We start from the raw sequence: 15589 nt of genomic DNA, 5'->3' as shown, positions 1-15589 counted from the left end.
TGAGCGGCCGGCGCGGTCATGGCCGGCCCGCCGGCGCCGCCGTGTCCGGGGCGAAGAGCCGGGCGAGCTCCTCGTGGAAGCCCGGGAAGGTCTTGCCGACGCAGGCCGGGTCGTCGAGGACGATTCCGGGAACGCGCAGCCCCAGCACCGAGAAGGACATCGCGATGCGGTGGTCGCGGCGGCAGCCGAGGACCGCGCCCGCGACCGGAGTGCCCGGGTGCACGGTGATGCGGTCCGGGCCCACCTCGGTGCGGATGCCGAGCAGGGCCAGGTTCTCGGCGACCGCCGCGATGCGGTCGGACTCCTTGAGCCGGGCGTGGCCGATGCCCGTGATGGTGACCGGCGCGTCGGCGAGCGGGGCGATCGCCGCGAAGGTCATGAAGGTGTCGGAGATGTCCCCCATGTCGACGCCGAACCCGCCGCGCAGCGCTCCGGTGCCGGTGACCTGGGTCCAGTCGGGGGTCACGGTCACCTCGGCGCCGGCCCGCCGCAGGACCTCCACGAAGGCGGTGTCGCCCTGGAGGCTGCCCGTGCCCAGGCCCGCGACGCGGACGGTACGGCCGGTCACGGCGGCCGCCGCGAAGACGTAACTGGCGGTGGAGGCGTCCGGTTCGACGGTCAGGTCCGTGGCGGTGTAGCCGCCGGGGCGCACCGTGACGGTGCTGCCGTGCTCCTCGACGTCGGCCCCGAAGCGGCGCATCAGGGCCAGGGTCATGTCCAGGTAGGGGCGGCTGACCAGCCGGGGCACGTCCACCGTGAGGGGGCCGGCCATCAGCGGGGCGGCCATCAGCAGCCCGCTGAGGTACTGGCTGCTCAGCCCCGAGTCGAGCCGGACGCGGCCGCCGGCCAGGCCCCGGCCGGCGACCGTGAACGGCAGGCCCGCACCGCGTACGTCGGCCCCCAGGCCCGTGAGGGCGGCCAGCAGCGGCTCCAGCGGGCGGGCCCGCAGCTGGTCCGAGCCGTCGAAGCGGACGGGCGCGTGGCCGGTGGCGGCGAACGGGGGCAGGAACCGGGCGGCGGTGCCCGCGTCGGCGCACCACACGTCGGCGGGGCGGGCGGGGCCGGCGCCGGTACCGGTGACCGTCCAGGCCCCGGCTCCCCCGTCACCGCCGTCGTCGGTGACCCCGCTGCCCAGGGCCGTGAGCGCGGTCCGGAAGGCGAGGGTGTCGTCGCTGACGAGCGGGGCGGACAGCCGGCTGCGGCCGGGCGCCGCCGCGGCGAGCAGCAGGGCCCGGTTGGTGATGCTCTTGGACCCCGGGACCCGCGCGTGCAGCACGGGGCCGGGGGCCGTCGCAGGGGCCGGCGCGCTCATCGGGCGGCGGACGTACGGCGGGAGCGGGCGTGGCTGGCGCGGGCGGCCGCGGCGACCTTGGGCGCCGTCAGGCCGTGGGCCTCGTACAGCGCCTGGTAGGGGGCGCTGGCGCCGAACGAGTCGATCCCGACGGGCACGCCGGCCTGCCCGAGCAGGGCGTACCAGCCGAGGACGGAGCCCGCCTCGACGGAGACCCGGGCGGTGACCTCGGGCGGCAGCACCTGGTCGCGGTAGTCCTGGTCCTGGGCGTGGAACCACTCCAGGCAGGGCATCGACACGACCCGCGTGGGCAGCCCCTCGTCCTGGAGGATGCGGCGGGCGTCGAGGGCGACGGCGACCTCGCTGCCGGTGGCCATGAGGACGATCTCGGGCCGGCCGCCGTCGGCCTCGGCGAGGACGTAGCCGCCGCGGGCGGCGCCGTCCGCCGGGGCCAGGCCGCTGCCGGCGGTGCGCTCCAGGACGGGCAGGTTCTGCCGGGACAGGCACAGGCCGGCGGGGCGGTCGTGGTGCTCCAGGATGGTGCGCCAGGCGACCACGGTCTCGTTGGCGTCGGCGGGGCGTACGACGTCCAGGCCGGGGATGCCGCGCAGCGACCACAGGTGCTCGACGGGCTGGTGGGTGGGGCCGTCCTCGCCGAGGCCGATGGAGTCGTGGGTCCACACGTAGGTGACGGGCAGCCGCATCATGGCGGCGAGGCGGACGGCGGGCCGCATGTAGTCGGAGAAGACCAGGAAGGTGCCGCCGTACGGACGGGTGCCGCCGTGCAGGGCGATGCCGTTGAGGACGGCGCCCATGGCGTGCTCGCGGATGCCGAAGTGCAGGGTGCGGCCGTAGCGGTGGCCGGGGAAGGCGCCGGTGGCGAACTCCTCGGGGACGAAGGAGGGTTCGCCCTTCATGGTGGTGAGGTTGGACTCGGCGAGGTCGGCGGAGCCGCCCCACAGCTCGGGCAGCACGGCGGCGAGCGCGTTCAGCACCTCGCCGGAGGCCTTGCGGGTGGCCATCTGGCCGGGGGCGTCGAACACGGGCAGCCGGTCCTGCCAGCCCTCGGGCAGCCGGCGCTCGGCGAGCCGGTCGAAGAGGGCCGCGCGCTCGGGGTTCAGGGCGCGCCAGTCGGCGTACGTCTTCTGCCAGGCCTCGTGCGCGGCGCGGCCCCGGTCGGCGACCCGGCGGGCGTGGGCGAGGACGTCTCCGGGGACCTGGAAGGCGAGGTCGGCATCGAGGCCCATGGCCCGCTTGGCGGCGGCGGCCTCCTCGGCGCCCAGGGCGGAGCCGTGGACGGCGCCGGTGCCCTGCTTGCGGGGCGCGGGCCAGCCGATGATCGTGCGGAGGCTGACGAGCGAGGGGCGGTCGGTGGTGGCGCGGGCCTCGGCCAGGGCGCGGTACAGCGCGTCGACGTCCTCGCGGTAGCCTCCGGCCTCCCCCGCGGTCCAGTCGACGTGCTGGACGTGCCAGCCGTAGGCCCGGTAGCGGGCCAGGGTGTCCTCGGAGTGGGCGATGGTGCGGTCGTCCTCGATGGAGATGCGGTTGTCGTCGTAGAGGACGACGAGGTTGCCGAGCTTCTGGTGGCCGGCGAGCGAGCTGGCCTCGTGGGCGACGCCCTCCTCGAGGTCGCCCTCGGAGGCGATGACCCAGACCGTGTGGTCGAAGGGCGAGGTGCCCGGGGCGGCGTCGGGGTCGAAGAGCCCGCGCTCGCGGCGGGCCGCCATGGCCATGCCGACGGCGTTGGCGACGCCCTGGCCGAGCGGGCCGGTGGTGGTCTCGACGCCGGGGGTGTGCCCGTACTCGGGGTGGGCGGGGGTCAGGCTGCCCTCGGTGCGCAGGGCCTTGAGGTCGTCGAGGCCGAGCCCGTAACCGGACAGGTAGAGCTGGGTGTACAGGGTGAGGCTGGCATGGCCGCAGGACAGCACGAAGCGGTCGCGGCCGGGCCAGTCGGGGTCGGCCGGGTCGTGCCGGACCAGGTTCTGGAACAGCAGGTAGGCGGCCGGGGCCAGGCTCATCGCGGTGCCCGGATGGCCGTGTCCGGCGGCCTCGACGGCGTCGACGGTCAGGCCGCGGGCGATGTCGACCGCGCGGCGGTCGAGGTCGCTCCAGAGCAGGTCGGCGGGGGCGGCGGCTGTCATGGCGGAGCCCTTCGTGTTCGGTTCGGTGTCAGGAGGCGGCGGCGAGCGGCCGGGGCTGCCAGGTGGAGCGGACGGGCAGCAGGACGGCGGCCGCGTGGGCGACGGAGGCGAGGGTGATGTGGCGGTGCCAGGCGGGGAAGGAGCGGCCGGTGTACGCGTACAGCCCGGTGTCGGGCTGCGGGCCGCCGCGCCGGGCCGCGCGCAGCAGGCTCAGCAGGTCGAAGGTGGTGCGGTCGGTGAGGTCGGTGAGCCAGAAGGCGGTGGCGGAGGGGGCCGGGCCGATGCGGTCGGGCCGCTCGGACCGTTCGCTGCGTTCGGCCCGGTCGACCCGCTCGGCGAGCAGGACGTGCGGGCGGCCGGCCGGCGGGCCGTCGGCGGGCCGGCAGGCCACGCGGACGATGTCCCGGCGGCCGCCGTCCCGGCCGGCCAGTGTCAGCGCGGCGGTGCCGGGCCGGCGGGGCGGCAGCCCGGCGGCGGACAGCGCGCCGAGGCGGCGGGCCGGGACGGGGGCGGTGTCCCCGGCGACGGAGAGCGGCTCGGACCCGCCGACCCGCAGCAGGTACGGGATCCCGCGCGCGCCGAACTCGGCGACCACGGTGGGGACGTCGGCCTGCCGGGCGTCGAGGACGACGGGGTGGCCGAGGGGGTCCGGCTCGCCGTCGAGCACGCAGTCCAGGGCGGTACGGGCGGTGTCGGCGGGCGCGACGCCTTCGGGGACGGCGGAGCGGGTGCGGTGGACGGGGTCCTCCAGCCAGGCCGGTGAGAGGACGAGCCGCCAGTCGACGGGGATGTCACCGCGGTCGGTGACGAGCCAGCGGCCGACGCAGCGCTGGGCGCGGACGGAACGGCCGCTGCGGTAGTCGACGTAGTGGTCGACGCCGATGCACTGGCGGCCGCGCCGCACGACGGTGGCGGGCCGGACGGCGGAGGCCACGGGCCGGGCCAGCTCGGCCACGGACTCGGCGAGCGCGGCGCGCACGGGCCGCCAGTCCCAGGGCGCGGAGCTGATCAGGTGCTGGAGCCGCTGCCCGTCGTCACCGTGGCCGGCACAGCGCGCGATGTGCCGCAGGCTCTTGCGCCCGGGCACGGCGAGCAGCGCCCGTACGTAACTCTCGGCGGTGGCCCGCTGGTCGCGCCGGGGCAGCCCGGCGAAGACGGCGCGGCAGAGCTCGGCGACGGCGTCGTCGGCGGTGGGGGCGGTGGCGAGTGCGCTCATGGGCGCACCCGCGGCGAGGGGGGTGGGGTGGGTCATCGGTGCACCTTTCGCCAGGCGGCCGTGAGCAGGTCCTCGGGCGGGCCGGTCAGCAGGGCGGGGCAGCCGATGGCGTCGAGGACGACCAGACGCGGCCGGGTACCGCGGGTGTGGGCGTCGAGGTTCATGGCGGTGCGCAGGGGCAGCCAGCCGGCGTCGCAGGCGGTGGGCAGGCCGGCGGCGGCGAGCAGCTCGCGGTGGCGGTCGGCCTCGGCGCCGGTCAGCCGCCCCGCGAGGCGGGCGAGTTCGGCGGCGTAGACCATCCCGACGGCGAGGGCGTGCCCGTGCGGGACCCGGTGGCCGGTGGCCCGCTCCAGCGCGTGGCCGAAGGTGAGCCCGTAGTCGAGGTGCGCGCGCCGGTCCGCCGGACCCGCCGTGAGCCGGGCGGCGGCCCGCAGGGCCCGGTCGAGGAGGAGGCGGGTGTCGGTGCGGGAGGCGGCCGCGTCCAGCAGCGGCGGGTCGGCGACGAAGGCGGTCCTGAGGATCGCGGCGAGCCCGGCGGCGTGGCCGGCGGGCGGCAGGGTGTCCAGCAGGTCCAGGTCGCACAGGACGCCGGCCGGCGGGTGGTGGGCAGCCAGGAGGTTCTTGCCCGGGGGCAGGTTGACGGCGGCCGGCCGGGCGTCGGCCGCGACCGCCATGCCCAGCAGGGTCGTCGGCACCAGCACCAGCCGTACGCCGCCCTGCCAGCCGGCCGCGGCGAACCCGGCGAGGTCGGTCGTCGCCCCGCCGCCGACGGCCACGACCGCGTCGCCGCCGCTCAGTTCGGCGTCGGCGAAGGCCCGCCACAGGTTCAGCAGGACCGCCGGGTCCTTGGCGGGCTCACCGTCGGGGACCTCCAGGGACACCACGATCCGGCCCTCGTCGACGAGCCCGGCCGCCACGCGGCGCGCTGCCGTCCGTACGGCGCGGCCGTACACGACGGCCACCCGCAGCGGACCGGGCCCGAGCAGCCGTCCGGCGCCGCCCAGCAGCCCGGTGCCGAGGACCACGTCGTACGGGCGCTGCCCGCCGACCGGGATCCGGGCCGTCGGCGCCGTGGCGGCGGGGGCGGGGGCGGGGGCGTCGAGGGTCGCCGTCGCGGTGTTCACCGGACCGCCGGGTGGGTGCGGTGGCCGCGGGCGGTCCTCGCGGGACCGTGCGGTGCACGGGCGGTGAGCCGTCGCAATGTGGTCAAGGGGGGCCTCTGTCCTGTCCGTTCCGTGTCCTGCGTGCGGTGGGTGGGCCGTGCGGAGTCCCCCGGGCGGGGCCTTGCGGAGGCGGGGCGTACGGGTCCGGCGGATGTGGCCGCCGGGACCCGGGCCGGCCCGGACCGACCCGTGCCCCGGCGGCCGCAACCGCCGCCCCGTCCCCGCCCCGTTCCTGGCACCGGTCCGGTCCCAGCCCGGCCCCTCCGGGCCGGAACCGGTGCCGGACCGAACCGGTCACCGACCGGACCAGTGACGGGCCGTCGGCGGACCGGCGGGCCGGGACCCCGGGTCGGCGGGAGCCGTGCGGGGCCCGTCACCGTGATGCGGCCGCCGGGGTCCGGACCGGCCCGGACCGGCCCGGGCCCCGGCGGCCGCATCGGCCGGCCCCGTCCCGCCCTGCCCCCGCCCGCCCGGTGACGGACCGGGGACGGACCGGCGGCCCCGGGGCCGGGTCCGGCGCGGCCCGCGGTGTCAGACCGGGACCGGGGCCGGGGGTTCGGAGGGGGCCGCGGGGCCGGCCGGGTCGTGCAGGCGCTGGACGCGCCAGCCCGCCTCGCGCAGCCGGCCGGCCATGGAGTGGGCGCTGGCGCGCGAGACCATCAGCTCGACCAGGCCGCTCTCCTCGCCCGGCGAGTGGTCGATGGTCATGTCCTCGATGTTGACGCCCAGATCGGCGGCGCTCGCCAGCAGGCGGGCCAGCTCCCCGGGCTGGTCCCCGATCAGGACCCGGACCGGCGTGCAGGCCGGCGCCGGGTGGCCGTGCTTGCCGGGGATCCGGTCGCGGCCGGTGACCCCGCGGTCGAGGAGGTCGGCCAGGAGCGTGGTGCCCTGGGCGCGTTCGTCGGCGTCACCGGTGGCCAGGCCGCGCAGCGCGGCGACGGTGACCTCGAGGTCCTCGGCGAGTTCGGTGAGGACGTCGGCGACGGCGGTGGCGTTGGCCTCCAGGATGTCGCTCCACAGCCGGGGGTCACCCCCGGCGATCCGCGTCATGTCGCGCAGCCCCTGCCCGGCCAGCCGGGAGGCGTCCTCGGGTACGTGCTGGAGGCGCGCGGCCAGCAGCGAGGAGACCACGTGCGGGGTGTGCGAGACCCGGGCGACGGCCCGGTCGTGGGTGCCGCTGTCCATCACCACCGGGACCGCCCCGCACAGCGCCACCATCATCAGCGCCATGTTGAGGGTCTCGCGGGTGGTGGCGGCGGTCGGCGTGAGCACCCAGGAGCGGCCCTCGAAGAGGGTGGCGCAGGCGGCCAGCGGGCCGGAGCGCTCGCGCCCGGCCATCGGGTGGCCGCCGATGAAGGTGCTGGCGTCGGCGCCGGTGGCGGCGACGGACAGCTCCGGTTCGGTCTTGACGCTGGCGACGTCGGTGTACGCGCGGGCCAGGCCGCGGGCCTGCTGGGCGGCGAGGACCGCGCCGACGTGGGCGGGCGGCACCGCCAGGACCGCCAGGTCCACGGGGTGGTCGGGGGCGCCGACGACGCCGGCGCCGAGCGCGGCGGCGGTGCGGGCCGCGGACTCGTTCTCGTCGAGCAGGTGGACGGCGACGCCGCGCCGGCCGAGGGCCAGCGCGACGGACGTGCCGATCAGGCCCGTTCCGACGACCGCGGCGGAGCGGATCATGTCGTGGTCCCGCCCGGGGCGAGGTCGCGGCGCAGGGCGGCCGCACCCCCCAGGTAGACGTGCTTGATCTCGGGCTTGGGCCGGTCGGTCTCGGCGTGCGCGAGGATCCGTACGACGCGCGGCAGGGAGCCGGCGATGTCCAGTTCCTGGGCGCACATCAGGGGGACGTCGGAGACGCCCAGTTCGCGGGCGGCGAGCGCCGGGAACTCGCTGACCAGGTCCGGCGTGGCCGTGAAGATCACGCTGACCAGGTCGTCGTGGCCGAGCCCGTTGGCGTCCAGCATCTCCTGGAACAGCGTCCGGACCCCGTCGAGCAGGTGGAGCCGCTCGTCGCGCTCCAGCTGGATGGCACCGCGCAGGGCGCGCACCGTCATGGTCTTCTCCTTGGCGTACGTCAGTCGGTGGGCGGGGGCCCGGGGCCGGGACCGGAGCCGGGACCGGGGGCGGCCCCCGGCCGCGGCGGCGGCCCGGGGGCCGGGCGTCAGGCCGCGGCGGGGACGGCGGCGGGCGCGCGGCCGGCCGTGGCGCGGGCCGGCGCGAGCGTGCGCTCGCGTTCCCGGTAGAGCTCGGCGACCTGGAAGGCGAGGTCGAGGGACTGCTTGCGGTTCAGCCGCGGGTCGCAGGCCGACTCGTAGCGCTGTTCCAGGTCGGTCAGGGTGACGGGGGCGCCGCCGCCGACGCACTCGGTGACGTCGTCGCCCGTCAGTTCGATGTGGATGCCGCCGGGGTGGGTGCCCAGCGCGTGGTGGACCTCGAAGAAGCCGCGGACCTCGTCGAGCACGTCGTCGAAGCTGCGCGTCTTGTGGCCGCTGGGGGCCTCGAAGGTGTTGCCGTGCATCGGGTCGCAGATCCACGCGGGCTGCGCGCCCTCGGCGGTGACCTTGGCCACCAGCTCCGGCAGGATGTCGCGGATGGCGCCGGCGCCCATGCGGGTGATGAAGGTGAGCCGGCCGGGCTCGCGCTGCGGGTCGATCCTGTCGATGAGGGCGAGCGCGTCGTCGGCGGTGGTGGTCGGGCCGAGCTTGACGCCGATGGGGTTGCGCACCTGGGAGGCGAACTCGACGTGGGCGCCGTCCAGCTGGCGGGTGCGCTCACCGATCCAGATCATGTGCGCGGAGACGTCGTACGGCTGGCCGGTGCGCGCGTCGTTGCGGGTCAGGGCGGCCTCGTAGTCGAGCAGCAGCGCCTCGTGGCTGGCGAAGATCTCGGAGGAGTGGAAGGCGGACGGGTCGGCGCCGCAGGCCTCCAGGAAGGTCAGCGCGTCGTCGATGTCGCGGGCCAGGCGCTCGTAGCGCTCGCCGACGGGGGAGCCGGCGACGAAGTCGCGGTTCCACTCGTGGACCTGGCGCAGGTCGGCGTAACCGCCGGTGGTGAAGGCCCGGATGAGGTTCAGGGTGGTGGCGGAGGCGTGGTACATCCGCTTGAGCCGCTCGGGGTCGGGGGTGCGGGCCTCGGGGGTGAAGGCGAGGCCGTTGACCGCGTCGCCGCGGTAGACGGGCAGTTCGACGCCGTCGCGGGTCTCGGTGGGCTTGGAGCGGGGCTTGGAGTACTGGCCGGCGATCCGGCCGATCTTCACGACGGGCACGGAGCTCGCGTACGTGAGGACGGCGGCCATCTGCAGCAGGGTGCGGACCTTGTCGCGGACCTGGCCGGCGGTGACGGCGTCGAAGGTCTCGGCGCAGTCGCCGCCCTGGAGGACGAACGCCTCGCCGCGGGCGACGGCGGCGAGCCGGTCGCGCAGCCGGTCGCACTCCCCGGCGAAGACCAGGGGCGGGTAGGAGGACAGGTCGTCCACGGCGGCGCGCAGCCGGTGCGGGTCAGGCCAGGCAGGCTGCTGGGCCGCGGGCCGGAACCGCCAGGAGTCGGCTGCCGTGACGTGCTGGGCGAGTGTCATGGTGGCTGTGCCTCAATCGGTTTCGGTCGGAAGGGGGCGGGGGTGCGGGGTTCCTGTCGTCCGGGTGGCCGGCCCGGGTGCGTACGTCGGATACGCGTACGCACCCGGGCCGGCATCGGTGGTGCGGGGTCAGCCGCGGACCGGCGCCGCGGCCTCCGGGGCGGCGGCCGGGGCCGGCGCCGGGGCGTCCTGGGCGTCCGGTGCGGCCGCCTGGTGCGAGCGGGTCAGCACCGCGTACGAGAGCAGGCCGCCGACGCCGAGGACGGCGATGACGATGCCCATCGGTACGGCGGTGTCCTCGCCGGCGAGGCCGACCAGCGGCACCACGGCGGCGCCGATGAGGTGCTGGGCCAGGCCCAGCAGCGCGGCCGCCGAACCCGCGACGTCACCGTGGTCCTGGAGGGCCAGGGCGAACGAGTTGGGCATGATCAGGCCGACGCTGGAGACCACCAGGAACAGGGCCACCAGCAGCGGCGCCAGGCCGGCGTCGGTGAGCGTGACGGCCAGCAGGCCGAGGCCGCCGACGGCGGAGACGACCAGGCCGGTGGCCAGCAGGGCGCGCGGTCCGGTCCGGTGCACGATGCGGCCGCTGACCTGCGCGGCGATCACCAGGCCGAGCGCGTTGACGGCGAAGACCAGGCTGAACATCTGCGGCGACATCCCGTGCAGCGACTGCAGCACGAAGGTGGAGCCGGAGATGTACGCGAACATCGCGGCGAAGCCCAGGCCGCAGGCGAGCAGGTAGCCGACGAAGACGCGGTCGGTCAGCAGCCGGCGGAACACCGGCCCGGTGGCCTTCAGGCCGCCGCTGATGCGCTTCTCGGCGGGGTGCGTCTCGGGCAGGCCGACGGCGACGCCGAGCAGCATGATCGCGCCGACCACCGCGAGGGCGACGAAGATGCCGCTCCACGAGGTGACCAGGAGCAGCTGGCCGCCCAGGACCGGGGCGAGGACGGGCGCGAGTCCGGTGATGAGCATCAGCATCGCGAAGAAGCGGGCCGCGGCGGCACCGGAGTGCCGGTCGCGCACGACCGCGGACGCGATGACGATGCCGGTGGCGCCGCCCAGGCCCTGGAGGGCGCGCAGGATGACGAGGGTCCAGATGTTCGGCGCGACCGCGCACAGGGCGGCGGTGACGGCGAACAGCACCAGGCCGGCGATGAGCGGGCGGCGCCGGCCGAGGGCGTCGCTGAGCGGTCCGGCGATCATCTGGCCGATGCCGAGGCCGAGCAGGCAGGCGGTCAGGGTCAGCTGGGTGGCCGACGCGCTCGCGGTGAGGTCCTCGGCGATCTGCGGCATGCCGGGCAGGTAGGCGTCGTTGGCCAGGGGGCCGAGGGCCGTGAGGGCGCCGAGGATGATGACGAGGCGGGCGCGCCCGCCTGCACTCGGTGTGGTCTCGGGTGAAGACATGGGGTCGAGTCCCTCCGGGGGGATCGCGGTCAGTAGGCGACGTTGATGCGGGACTTGATGGCGTTGCCCTGTTCCAGCTCGTCGGCGAAGGCGACGGCGTAGTCCGCGTAGCTGATGCGGCTGTTGCCCTCGGCGTCGACGACGAGCTGCTCGCCGCCCTTGCGGTAGGTGCCGGTGCGCTCGCCGGGCTCGATGAGCTTGGCCGGGGAGATGAACGTCCAGTCCAGGTTCTCGGTGGCGCGGTAGAGGCCGAGGGCCTCGATCTGCGCGAGGGCGTTGTTGCGCCACATCTCGGGGAAGTGCGGGCTGTCGATGACGCGCACGCCGGGGGCGGTCTCCAGGCTGCCGGCGCCGCCGAGGACGACCAGGCGGCGGGCGCCGCTGCGGCCGAGGCCCTCGATGAGCGCCTTGGCCGCGCCGACGATGATCTTGCGGTCGTCCTCGGCGCCGACCCGGGGGCCGACGGCGGAGGCGATCAGGTCGTAGCCCTGGCCGGAGAGCTCGGCCACGGTGTCGGCGTCGGTGGCGTCGCCCGCGACGACGGTGAAGCCCTCGCGGTCGGCGGAGCCCTCGATGCGGCCGGAGCGGGTCACGCCGGTGACCTGGTGGCCGCGGGAGAGGAGCTCGTCCGCGATGGCGCTGCCGATGTTGCCGCTGGCGCCGAAGAGCAGGATCTTCATGGTTTCCTTCTTCATCTCGGTGGAACTCGGGGGTGGGTGGTCCGGGGCCGGACTACTCCTCGTCGAGGAGGTCGGGCTGTTCGCGCGTGATCTCGTCCCAGAGCAGCTGGAAGCTGAACCAGCCCAGCTGCTCGTTGCCGAAGCCGTCCCCCGCGGCGACGGCCTGCTCGTGCGTGAACGTCTTGGGCGTGCCGGCCGCCTGCGCGAGCAGCTGCACCTGGGCGCAGCTGTCGTAGGTGAAGAACCAGTGCACGGCCTCGTCGAGGGAGCCGCCGACGGTGATCAGGCCGTGGTGCTGGAGCAGGATGGCGCGGTTGTCGCCGAGCTTCTCGGCGATGTCGCGGCCCAGTTCGGCGGAGACCGAGGGGCCCTCGTACTCGCCGTAGAGGACCTGGCGGCCGTAGAAGGCGGCGGACTCCTGGTCGATGGGCTCCAGCAGCCGGCCGAGCGAGCCGAGCGCGCGGGAGTGGGCGGTGTGGCCGTGGGCGGCCGCGGTGGCTCCCGGGCTCAGCTCGTGGATGGCCGAGTGGATGACGAAGGCGCTCGGGTTGACGCGGTGCCTGCCCTCGACGACCTCGCCCTGCGCGTTGACGCAGATCAGGTCGGCAACCTTGACGAGGTTGAAGGAGACGCCGAACGGGTTGACCCAGAACCGGTCGGGGTACTCGGGGTCGCGGACGGAGATGTGGCCGGATATGCCCTCTCCGAAGCCGTACTTGCCGAACAGGCGCAGGGCCGCGGCCAGGCGCTGCTTGCGGTGCCTGCGGGTCTCCTCGTGGGTGGCGAACACCGGCTCGCCGGGGATGGGCAGACCGGTGTGCGTGTCGGCGAGGTACGCGGGGCGGTCGGCCCCTGCCGTGGTGTCGGGAGCGGTGGCGGTCTCGGTCTCGGTCTCGGTGATGGTCATGCGCGGGCAGTCCTCAATCTGGGCGGGGCGGCTAGACGGTGAGCAGGACGTCCTCGGTGTTCGCGGCCCGGACGGTCTCGGCGTGCTGGAGGATCGTGCTGACGATGTCCTGGCTGCGGTCGACCAGGGACGGGATGCCGAAGGTGAAGAAGAGCGAGCCGGCGGCGATGTTGCCGAGTCCGTACAGGCGCGGGTCGGGCCGTCCGTTCGTCGTCAGCTGGCTGGTGGGGCGGGCGATGTGCAGGCCGCCGTGGGGGTGGCGGCTGGCGACGCGGCTGCGCATCAGGGACGTGACCAGGGGGGCGGCGCTGGTGGGGATGCGTCCTTCGGACGCGTTGACGGCGCTGACGACCCGGTCGGCCGTGAAGTCGGTGCCCTCGGCGGTGACGATGTCGAAACCGGCCTCGGGGTGGGGCGTGATGTTCTGCAGGCCGGCGGCGATGTCGAGCCGGCCGGCCTCGACGAGTTCGAGCAGGACGCCCGCGCTGCCCGGCGGCATGGGGCAGCACAGGCTCATGATCGTGCGGTAGTGCGCGCGCAGCAGCTGGACCTTGTCCTGTTCGCGCAGCATCGGCCAGACGTCGGGGCCGGTCTCGGGCACGGCGCGCTGCAGGATCCGCAGGCCCATGTGCGGCGAGTCGACCTCCTCGATCTGCCGGCGCAGCCGCTCCACCGGGTCCTCGAGGTCGACCCGGATGATCTCCGAGACGACCGCGTCGAGGTCGGCGCCGGCGTCGCGGAACTCGGCCCGCATGATGGCGGCGACGTCCTCCAGGGTCACCTCGGTCCGGCCGACCGCGAGGGCCTCCATCCGGTGCGGGGTGAAGTGGCGCAGTTCGAAGGGGACGTGCTTCTGGCGTACGCCGGGCAGCACCCCGCGCCGGGACAGGAGCGTGATGCGGCCCTGGTGGCCCTGGGCGGCCAGCGACAGGATGATGTCGATGGCCGTCAGGCCGCTGCCGATGACCGCGACGTGGTCCTGCTCGCCGACGTCGGCGAGCTTGCTGACGATGGGGTACGGGTCGGCGACGAAGCCGGGGGTGCCGGTCAGGCCGTAGACGTCCTTGGGGCTGTCGCCGCCGACGCACAGGACCGCGTAGTCGAAGGCGCGGGCCCGGCCGTTGCCGGTGCGCAGCAGCACCCGGTTGGCGGCGCGGCTGGCGGAGGTGACCCCTTCGCCCACGAGGTCCACCCGCCAGCCCTGCCGGCGCAGCTCGCCCAGGGCGGCGTACGCGGTCTGCTCCAGGTACTCGCCGTAGACGGTGCGCGGGGCGAAGCGGCTGCCGGACCAGCGGTCGATGCCGACCGGGACACCGATGACCTTGTCCCGGGTCTCCAGCCACCGCTCGAAGTGCTGGAGGTCGCCGGCCCGGACGGACATGTCGTCCGGGGTGGCGTTGACCTTGAGCGTCTCGGTGTCGACCTGGTAGGCGCGGCCGCGCCACAGGTGCGGCGAAGGCTCGAAGACCGTGAGGCTGCCTGGTTCGCTGTGTGTCCGGGACAACGCGTCGATCAGGCAGACTGCAGCCGCGCCTCCTCCGACGACGCCGATCGAGAATCCTCGGGACATGTGTCAGTCACCAATCAAGTCGGTTCAGCCGGCGCTGTTCGTGAAGTTCTGCATCGAGACGGTGTAGTCGCCGCGGTTGGCCCGGTACTTGATGCAGTACTCCTGCGGGTACCAGCCGGCGACCTGCCACTGCTGCGGCTGCTTGATGGGCCAGCAGCGGTTGGGGTTGGTGCCGGCCGCGATGCCTTCCATCCAGGCCTTGGTGATCATCGGCTCGAGGAAGCTGATCTTGGCGTCGTAGGCGCCGTAGATGAAGGTCTGGGTGAACTTTTCGGTGCCCCACTCCGGCGAGGTCATGTCGACCAAGTGGTTGCCCATGGCCGCCTCGGCCACGCCGTTGTCCTTGTAGTCCTTCGGCATGTGCTCGGGCGCGAGCGGCTTGGTGGCCGTGGCGAAGTCCTCGCAGTTGATCGCCAGGCCGCACGGGCCGCTACGGATCGCGTCGCGTTCGGCCTTCGACTGCGTGTAGAAGTGGAAGTCGAAGTGCGGGGTGTCGTAGATCCCGTGCGGGCCGTGGCCCATCGGGTTGAAGTTCACCAGCGCCCACTTCAGGGGCATGTTCGGCAGCGAGGTCAGCTGGGCCGGGAGCTCCAGCGGGCGCTCGTGGCCGCCGACGCACTCGGTGTGCGGGTCGACCGTGCCGTTGCCGTCCATGTCGAAGCAGTGGTTGCCGTCGGTCATGGCGGTGGGCAGGTTGTTGAACGTGCTCTTGGGGAAGGTGATGCCGACCGTCTGCGGCTTGCCGCCGGCGATCTGGGCGTACGTGCGGACGGCGCCGTCACCCAGGGCGCTGGGCGCGCCGTAGGAGGCGCAGGGGCCCTCGTACGAGCGGGTCTGCTGGAGCAGGACCTGGGCCGCCCACGGGGCGACCCTGACCGTGCGCTCGCGGTCGGGCGCGTTGGCGGTGACCAGACAGACGGACACCGGGCCCGAAGAGGCGGCGGCCCGGTCCACGGTCGTGGCCTCGGCCGGGATGTTCGGCCAGAGCAGCACCGTGATGCCCGCGATGGCCAGGGCCGCGGCCAGGATGCCGCGCCAGGTCAGGAACTTCTTGGCTCGCACGTCACACCTGTTCCAGTTCGAATCTGTGGAACCCGCCCTGGAGGAAGATCAGGGGGGTCTGGGACTCACGGGCTCCCAGCCCGACGACTTCGCCGATCACCATCACGTGGTCGCCGGCCACGATGTGGTCGCGGTAGCGGCACTCCATCCAGGCGGCGGCCTCGAACAGCAGCGTCCCGGTGGCCTCGCCCGGCTCGCTGGGGAGCTCGGCCAGGCTCTGGTCGCGCTCGGGCCGGCGGCGGGCGAAGGCGCGGGCGGTGCCCTCGCCCTCGGCGCCGAGGATGGAGATGCCGACCACGCGGGACTTCATCAGCTCGGCGAAGAACTCCGAGTCCTGACGGAAGCTCAGGGACACCAGGGGCGGGTCCAGGGAGACGGAGGTGAGCGAGTTGACGGTGATGGCGTTGTGGCGCCGCTCGCCGCCCTGCTCGGTGTAGGTGCTGACGACGCAGACCCCGGTGGCGAAGGTACGCATCACGTCACGCAGGTCGTTCTTCATGACCAGCCTCTCTGCTGGGCGCGGACGGGTGCACGGGGCCCGGTTGGCCGCGGGCACCCGTCCGGACGCGGAACTCGGG

13 protein-coding genes are annotated in these 15589 nt (G+C 74.9%); all 13 read right to left on the bottom strand.

Translation table 11 applies throughout. The features are described from left to right. Positions 1 to 16: 16 nt before the first annotated feature. The 13 genes from aroA to ACIPXB_RS35585 all read right to left on the bottom strand — a co-directional run bounded on the left by aroA (position 17) and on the right by ACIPXB_RS35585 (position 15510). Positions 17 to 1312 (bottom strand): 3-phosphoshikimate 1-carboxyvinyltransferase, encoded by a 1296-nt coding sequence (aroA, locus tag ACIPXB_RS35645; RefSeq protein ID WP_401456899.1) that lies wholly within the window; start codon positions 1310 to 1312, stop codon positions 17 to 19. Next, positions 1309 to 3432, bottom strand: coding sequence for a transketolase (gene tkt / locus ACIPXB_RS35640; RefSeq protein ID WP_401456897.1), 2124 nt, complete (start codon positions 3430 to 3432; stop codon positions 1309 to 1311). The genes aroA and tkt overlap by 4 nt, the downstream gene beginning before the upstream one ends. 28 nt (positions 3433 to 3460) lie before the next feature. Next, the gene (locus tag ACIPXB_RS35635; protein WP_401456894.1) at positions 3461 to 4684 is read right to left on the bottom strand and encodes a transposase; all 1224 of its coding nucleotides are present in this window, start codon (positions 4682 to 4684) and stop codon (positions 3461 to 3463) included. Next, positions 4681 to 5772: a 3-dehydroquinate synthase family protein gene (locus ACIPXB_RS35630; protein ID WP_401456892.1), complete on the bottom strand. Its 1092-nt coding sequence runs from the start codon at positions 5770 to 5772 to the stop codon at positions 4681 to 4683. The genes ACIPXB_RS35635 and ACIPXB_RS35630 overlap by 4 nt, the downstream gene beginning before the upstream one ends. Positions 5773 to 6342: 570 nt before the next feature. Further along, entirely contained in the window at positions 6343 to 7485 is a 1143-nt protein-coding gene (locus ACIPXB_RS35625) for a prephenate dehydrogenase (protein ID WP_401456933.1), read from the bottom strand. Then, positions 7485 to 7862 carry a chorismate mutase gene (gene aroH, locus ACIPXB_RS35620; protein ID WP_401456889.1) on the bottom strand — a complete coding sequence of 126 codons (378 nt, stop codon included), beginning with the start codon at positions 7860 to 7862 and terminating at the stop codon, positions 7485 to 7487. The genes ACIPXB_RS35625 and aroH overlap by 1 nt, the downstream gene beginning before the upstream one ends. Before the next feature lie 107 nt (positions 7863 to 7969). Continuing rightward, on the bottom strand, positions 7970 to 9382 hold the full coding sequence (locus tag ACIPXB_RS35615) for a class II 3-deoxy-7-phosphoheptulonate synthase (RefSeq protein ID WP_401456886.1): 1413 nt from the start codon (positions 9380 to 9382) through the stop codon (positions 7970 to 7972). Positions 9383 to 9511: 129 nt separating this feature from the next. Next, the gene (locus ACIPXB_RS35610) at positions 9512 to 10792 is read right to left on the bottom strand and encodes a multidrug effflux MFS transporter (RefSeq protein ID WP_401456885.1); all 1281 of its coding nucleotides are present in this window, start codon (positions 10790 to 10792) and stop codon (positions 9512 to 9514) included. A gap of 29 nt (positions 10793 to 10821) precedes the next feature. After that, positions 10822 to 11472 carry an NAD(P)-dependent oxidoreductase gene (locus ACIPXB_RS35605; RefSeq protein WP_401456883.1) on the bottom strand — a complete coding sequence of 217 codons (651 nt, stop codon included), beginning with the start codon at positions 11470 to 11472 and terminating at the stop codon, positions 10822 to 10824. Between the two features lie 52 nt (positions 11473 to 11524). Further along, positions 11525 to 12379 carry a class II aldolase/adducin family protein gene (locus tag ACIPXB_RS35600; protein WP_401456880.1) on the bottom strand — a complete coding sequence of 285 codons (855 nt, stop codon included), beginning with the start codon at positions 12377 to 12379 and terminating at the stop codon, positions 11525 to 11527. Between the two features lie 31 nt (positions 12380 to 12410). Then, entirely contained in the window at positions 12411 to 13949 is a 1539-nt protein-coding gene (locus tag ACIPXB_RS35595) for an FAD/NAD(P)-binding protein (RefSeq protein ID WP_401456878.1), read from the bottom strand. A gap of 24 nt (positions 13950 to 13973) precedes the next feature. Further along, positions 13974 to 15011 carry a hypothetical protein gene (locus ACIPXB_RS35590; RefSeq protein ID WP_401456876.1) on the bottom strand — a complete coding sequence of 346 codons (1038 nt, stop codon included), beginning with the start codon at positions 15009 to 15011 and terminating at the stop codon, positions 13974 to 13976. Between the two features lies 1 nt (position 15012). Continuing rightward, on the bottom strand, positions 15013 to 15510 hold the full coding sequence (locus ACIPXB_RS35585; RefSeq protein ID WP_401456875.1) for a flavin reductase family protein: 498 nt from the start codon (positions 15508 to 15510) through the stop codon (positions 15013 to 15015). Positions 15511 to 15589: the final 79 nt, after the last annotated feature.

Origin of the sequence: Streptomyces sp. NPDC090022 (genome assembly GCF_044748145.1) — a bacterium.
GTDB lineage: Bacteria > Actinomycetota > Actinomycetes > Streptomycetales > Streptomycetaceae > Streptomyces.
This window is presented reverse-complemented; position numbering and strand designations above follow the sequence as displayed.